Source organism: Nocardia sp. NPDC060220, assembly GCF_042727815.1.
Taxonomy (GTDB): Bacteria; Actinomycetota; Actinomycetes; order Mycobacteriales; family Mycobacteriaceae; genus Nocardia.
Genome location: NZ_JBHWZY010000406.1, coordinates 1 through 6,109 on the forward strand (window position 1 = coordinate 1; position 6,109 = coordinate 6,109).

At 70.0% G+C, this 6,109-nt stretch carries 1 protein-coding gene and 1 pseudogene; one reads left to right on the forward strand and one right to left on the reverse strand.

The genetic code is table 11. The features are described 5' to 3' along the window. Positions 1 to 5,636, reverse strand: a pseudogene (locus tag ACFWF3_RS20850) (hypothetical protein); the annotation flags it as partial. A 57-nt stretch (positions 5,637 to 5,693) separates the two neighbouring features. On the opposite strand from ACFWF3_RS20850, the gene ACFWF3_RS20855 reads away from it, so the two are divergent. Next, positions 5,694 to 6,109: hypothetical protein (locus tag ACFWF3_RS20855; protein ID WP_379314927.1), on the forward strand; the 416-nt coding region annotated here is incomplete at its 3' end.

Here is a 6,109-nt window from a genome sequence, read left to right on the forward strand (position 1 = left end):
ATCTGCAGCTGGTCGTATTCGCCACCTGGCTGGCCTGGTGTCGAGTCCTTCACCGTGGTCAACGGCAGCCCGGCACTGTGGCCGAGCATCGACTGACCGGCACCGTCCATGCTCGATCCGGACGGGTACTTCGGATTGTCGCCGTAGTAGCCGCGATTGACGAGCCGGTCCCACAGCTTGCGCAGCCAGTTCTTCTTCGGCGGCACCTCGACCGCCTTGTCCGCGGTCGAGGTGAACGGCTTCGGTTCGATGCGCGCGAGTGGTTCGAGATGCCAGGCGTCGGGCCCGTCGGCCACCAGCCGCACCAGCATCTTGTCGCCGTCGACGTCGAGCGACAGCACGCGGTCGTCAAGCTCGGTGCGCACCATCTGATACAGGTGCGCCATATCACCGGCGTCGCGCGTCACCCCTGCGCGCAACCGGTTGAGGTCGTCGGCGGCGCGGACGAGACCGGGGTCGGCAGGCAGTCCCAGCCGGGCCGCCCAGCGCCGAGCGATGGCCTCGCGCAGCGCCCGCTGCTGCGGATCGGTGGCGGCCTCGGCATGCCGGACCGCGGCGGCGAACGCCTCGACCGCACCCGCCCGCAGCAACTGGCGGTACCGGGCGGCGTCGAGGGAACCCGCATCGGTGAGATCCACACCGAACCTGGCGGCCAGGCGATCCATCGCCTGCTGCGCGGGCTCGATCCTCGGCCCGCCGGGCCGGCGCGCACCGTCTTCCGGCGGCAGTATCGCGGACGGGTGCAGCGGCGTGGCCTGCGGGTTCGGCTCCGGATCGGCGCCGACGGAGGGTCGGGCGTCGTCGAGTCCGGCCAGCCGCGGTTCCTCGGCCATCTCGGCACGCACCTGCGGATCGCCCTCGACCCGCCAGTGGTCGAGCCCGTCCTGCAACTCGTCGACGTCGAGCGGCTCGTAGTCGTCCGGATACCGCATGGGTGTGCCGAGTTCGGCGTCGGGATCCAGTGCGCTGTCGAGGAATCCGCGGGCCCGCGCCATATCGGCGATCTCGGCGAGCGCTCCGAGCGGATCACGCTGGCCGGTGAGCGCGTCACCGAGGCCGAGCGCTTCGGCGAGTACGCGGACCTGTTCGGCTTGCTCCGGGGTGAGCGGTGGCGTGTCGGCGGTGGCCGAGGGCGGCAGATCGCTGAGTTCCTGCAGGAACTGGTGGACATCGTTGAGGAAGTCTCGGCGTTGGTACGCGCGCTGGGGTGCGTCGCCGGCGTCGACACCGTCGGTGACCGGCTGATCCAGCACGGCGTCGCCGGGTACGGCCAGGTCGGCGGGCGTCTTGGGCAGACCGAAGTCCAGTGGCGACGAATTCTTCGCCGGCTCCTCGGGTTCCGGGCTCGGCGCGGTCGGCGGACGCGACGGCGGCTTGGACGGCGGGCCGCCGGGCGCCGTCTGCGCCGCGGGCGGATCCCCCGAATCGTCGTCATCGTCACGCGAACCGTCGTCCTCGCGCGAACCGTCGTTGTCGCGGGAACCGCCCTCAGAACGCGAACTGTTGCCGCTCTCGCTTGTCGACCCGTCCCCACTGTCCGGCGTCGAGGCACCACCCTGCCGTTCGACCGCGGCGGCGAACCGGGCGGCCATTTCCGCACGGGCAGCGTCGAATTCCTGCTGTGCCCGCAGATACGACTCGAGGGCCTGCGCGTCGGCCAACGCCTCGGCGTCGAGCTCGTCGGGCCGTGTCTGCGCGGCCTCGGCGAGTTCGGCACGCAACGCGTCGAACTGCTGCTGCGCGGCGAGGTAGGACTCGAGCGCGGCCAGGTCGGCCGCGCGCACGGCGAAATCCGCGTCGGCGTCATCGCCACGCTGCGCGGCGGTCTCCGCGTCCCTGGCCGCCAGTTCCTCGAACCTGGCGGCGATGTCCGCCTGCGCGGCGTCGAAATCCCGTTGGGCGCGCAGGTACGACTCCAACGCGGCCAGATCCGCGTCGACACCGTCGAGATCACGCAGCGTGTCCTCCAGGGCGGCATCGGCGCCGTCGGCGCGTCGCTCGTCCGCCTGGTCGTGCAGCTTGTTCTGGCGTTCGACGGCGTCGTCGATCATCGCCAGCGGATCGACCGGCTCGCCCGGTCCGACCAGATCGTCCAGCGAGGGAATCGGTTCGGCCAGTTCGCCGGCGACCTCGTCCAGCTTGCGCATGGTCTGGTCGAGCTTCGCGTCGGCCCGATCGTCGAGGTCGCGGCCGCGTTCGGGCGGCACCTCGGAATCGGGTCGGCCCGAATCCGGTTGCGGGCCAACCGGTTGCGGACCCCCGCCCGGCTTGCCACTCTCCGGCGCCGCGGGCAGTCCGCGCCGCCCCTCGGGCAACGCGTCGGGCTGCGAGCCGGGGTGCTCTCTGGCCGGCGTTCCCTCGGCGGGCGGCAGGTCGGCCACCGGCCGGTAGAACTCGTCGGTGAGCGCCTTCAGCTGCTCGAGCTGCTCGGTTCTGAGGCGGATCTCCTCGCGGATGGCCGCGATCTCGGCGGCCAGCTTCTCCGGGCTCAGACCCTCGTGCTTCTCGATCTTGCCGTCGCGGTAGGCCTCGTAGATCTCGACGAACTTCGCACCGTCGGCGGTGGACACATCCACTCCGACCAAGCGTGCCCAGTCCCGATTCGGCTGTGGCCGTGGATCATTCGGGCCGACCGGCTCGTCCGCGCCATAGGAGCGGGCGATGTTGCCTGCGACCTGGGCGGCGAAATCGACGGGATTCGCACCGGGCTCGGCGGCGCCGACCACATCACGCAGTCCGTGGATCGCGTCGCGGTCGTAGATGTGCGGGTCGCCGGTGGTGCGCGGATCAGCCGCTCTGGTGCCCGCGGGATGATCGGTGTAGGGGTCGATGCGCATCAGCGCGTCGGCGTAGGCGGTCAGCGCCTCCCGCGCATGGTCGCCCGCGCCGAGCCGGTGCATCCGCGTGACGAGTTTGCGCAGCTTGGCCGGATCGATGCCGCTCTCGGCCGGGCCGACCTTCGACCGGCCGGTGCGCGGGTCGGTCTTACTGACCTTCGGGCGCAGCGCCTCCGGATTCCCCGGGCTCAGTGCCTTGATCAGCGCTTCCTGCGCCGCCTTGACCGCGGCCGCGTCGACGTTGCGCAGCTGCTGGGAGTAGCCCGCGGTCTTGCTCGGTTCGCGCTGCTGCCCGTCGAGCAGGTCTTCGAACTGCTGCTGGCGTTTGCCGCGCCGCTGTTTCGGATCAGTGAGGGCCTCGGCGATCCGTCTCGGCGTGAGCTCGCTCTCCGCGAGACCGAGCCGCGATGTCAGCTGATCGCGCGCGTCACCGATCAGGTAGAAGGTCTCGATGTCGGCCATCGTGCGGGCGTAATCGAACAGCGCCTCGGCCTGCCCCGCGCGTACCGCGTTGTCCAGGTGCAGCGCACGGATGGTGGCGTCGATGTTGTCCGGGTGCAGCGCGGCCGGACCCAGACCGAGTTGCCGTGCCAGATCGACGATTTCGCGCACCATGTCTGCACGGTCGCGCGGGACGGGTGGCGGTTCCGGTGTCGCCTGGACCGGGCGCCACTCGCCGTCCTCGCCGCGCATCATCGTCACCTGCAGTTCGGCGCCATCCACGGTGCGCCGAATGTGCTGCACCTCCGGTGTGGCCACCGGATCGAGGAACTGCCTGCCCGCGCCGTCGGCGTGCACGGCCCGGAAGTCGGGCCGCAGTACCCCGTTGTCGATGTCGATCGCCAGCTCCGGGTTGTCCCGCAGCGCGCGGGCCAGCGCCTCCTCACGGTCGAGCGCACCGTCGACAACCAGCAACCGGTCCGGCCCGCCGTCGGCATCGGGCACCCGCGCGACCTGATCACCGTAGGACTTGCCCACCGGTTCGGCGCCGTCACCCTGCAGGATCGGCTGCGCGGCGGCGATGAAATCGGCGAGGTTCTGTGCCCGCTGCCGCGCCGCGTCACGCAGCTCGTTGAGCGTCGGCTCCATGCGATCGCCGGACAGATCGCCGAGGTCACGGCCGAACATCGCCGCCCAGCCGGACAATTCGTCACGCAGCTGGTCGCGGCGCAGCGCGTGTTCGAAGAACTCGCGGGCCCGCGCCTCGTCCCGGCCCGGCTCCCGATCATCGGAGAAGCTGGCCCATTCGGGCAGCCGGTCCGCGCCGTTGCCGACCCGGTCGTAGTCGCGCAGCGAGGTGACGCCCTCGAAGGCGACGATCAGGTCGCGCAGGAACCGGCCGAGCGGATCCTTGTCGAGGAAGCTGACTTCCCGCGAGAACGGCACCGGGCGTGGGGCGCTGGTATCGCCCCAGTGACTCCGCGATGGGTCGGCACCACCCGGTTCGTCGTCGTAATAGTCGGCGTCGTCGCGTGGTTCGTCCGACTCGATCTCGCGCAGGCGGTCCGGTCCGTGCAGTGTCCGGTCGTCAGGGGCAGGTGCCGGGTCGGCGGGATGATCCGCGCGCCGGTACGGGCGGGTCTGTTCCTCGTCGGCTCGGCGTGCCGCGTCGGCCAGGCCCTCGATCGCACCGATCTCGCGCAGCAGCCGGTGACTCTGGAGATCGATCGCCCGGCGCACATCCCGAGCTCCCTCACCGTCGAGATCGATACCGAGCCGCTCGGCCATCTCGGTCAGCGTCTCGCCCTCAGGCGGCGGACCCTGCTGTTCCGGCGGCGCCTCGGCGGGCGGAAGGGGTGCGTCCTCCATCGCCCGCGCCTCGTCGGTGTCGATGAGTCCGTTGAATTCCAGATCGTCGATCAGGTCTTGGCGCAGCCGCGGATCGCGAGCATCGGCGAACAGTTGTTTCAGGATGTCGCGGACCTCGTCGGCGTCCATCCGGTTGGCCCGCAGCTCGCTGAGCACGGTGTCGCGCACCGCATTCGGATCGGCGTCGGAGATCCACGGCCGGTATTCGGTGCCGTCGGGGAAGTACACCGGGCGGTAATCGCCTGCCGAATCCGCCTCGCGTCCCAGTATCCCGCCGATAACCGGAATGTGCTCACGGTTGTGGTACCAGGTGAGCCCCTCCTTGCCGATCCGCGCCACGTTCAACGCGGGATCTCCTGCGCCGGGCGGCGGTTCGCTGATCATCGGACCGTCCACCGGCGGCGCGGGATGCGCGGGTGCCGGCGACGCGGGCGGGTCGGTCAGCAGATGCGCGCCGCCGCTGACGCCGTCGCGCAGCGCGGTCTGTCCGCGCCCGTCGAGCCCCGATCCGGACGGGTACTTGAGATTCAGCCCCTGATACCCGGCATTGAGATCGTCGACCAGTTTCCGCAGGGCATTCCGGTTGTCGACTTCGGGAATGTCGGCGTCGTTGCGCGCGGGCACATGCTGGGTGGCCTCGTCGCCGTCGTTCCGCGCGACCACCCACTGCCCGTCTGCCAGCTGGATGTGCAGCGCGACGACTTCTCCGTTGGCACCCAGCTCGACGCGGACCTCGCGCTGCGTCGGTTCAGGCTCCGGGTCAGCGAAATCCGGTTTCCGGTTCCGTGTTTCGCCGTCTTCGTCACCCATGAAGTCGGTATCGGCCCGCAGCGCACCGTCCCAAGAGACAAGGGGTGGCTTCCTCGGCGTGCCATCCGGATTCGCCGAGCCTTCGAGGTCGGCGCGGAGTTCGGCGTCGACAATGTCTTGCGGCACACCCTCGGCGTGCCTGCGGGAGAAGCCCTCGGCGCTCTCCGTCCCGGAAACCATTCGGGTGCAGTTCGCACAGCACACGACGCCTTCGGCCGACTTGAGATTCGTGGGTGCGTGAACGAGCGCCGCCATCGAGGCGCGATCGGTGCGCTCACCGTTTCGTTCGCGATCGTGCAGCGCTTCGTTGGTCGTGCGGACCTCGGCATGGCGAAGCGGATCGTCGCCGTGATCCCACACCGTCGCGTCCTTGTTGCCCTTGGCCAGCTCGGCCATATCTTGACCGGTCGCTTCGGCGTTTTCGTACAACCTCGGGTGCAGGTCAGCGACGCGGAGGCCGGATTCCGGCGCGCCATTCGCCGCTTCATAGACACGCCCGGTCAGACGATCGATCGTAACGGCCACCACGGGTCCGATCGGGTTCGCCCGCCCATTCGCCTCACCGTACGCGGATTTCGCCGCCGCGGCCTTCTTCTCCAAGGCTTCGAACTTTTCATTCGCCTGGTCGCGAATCTCGGTCAAGGTACTGAGAC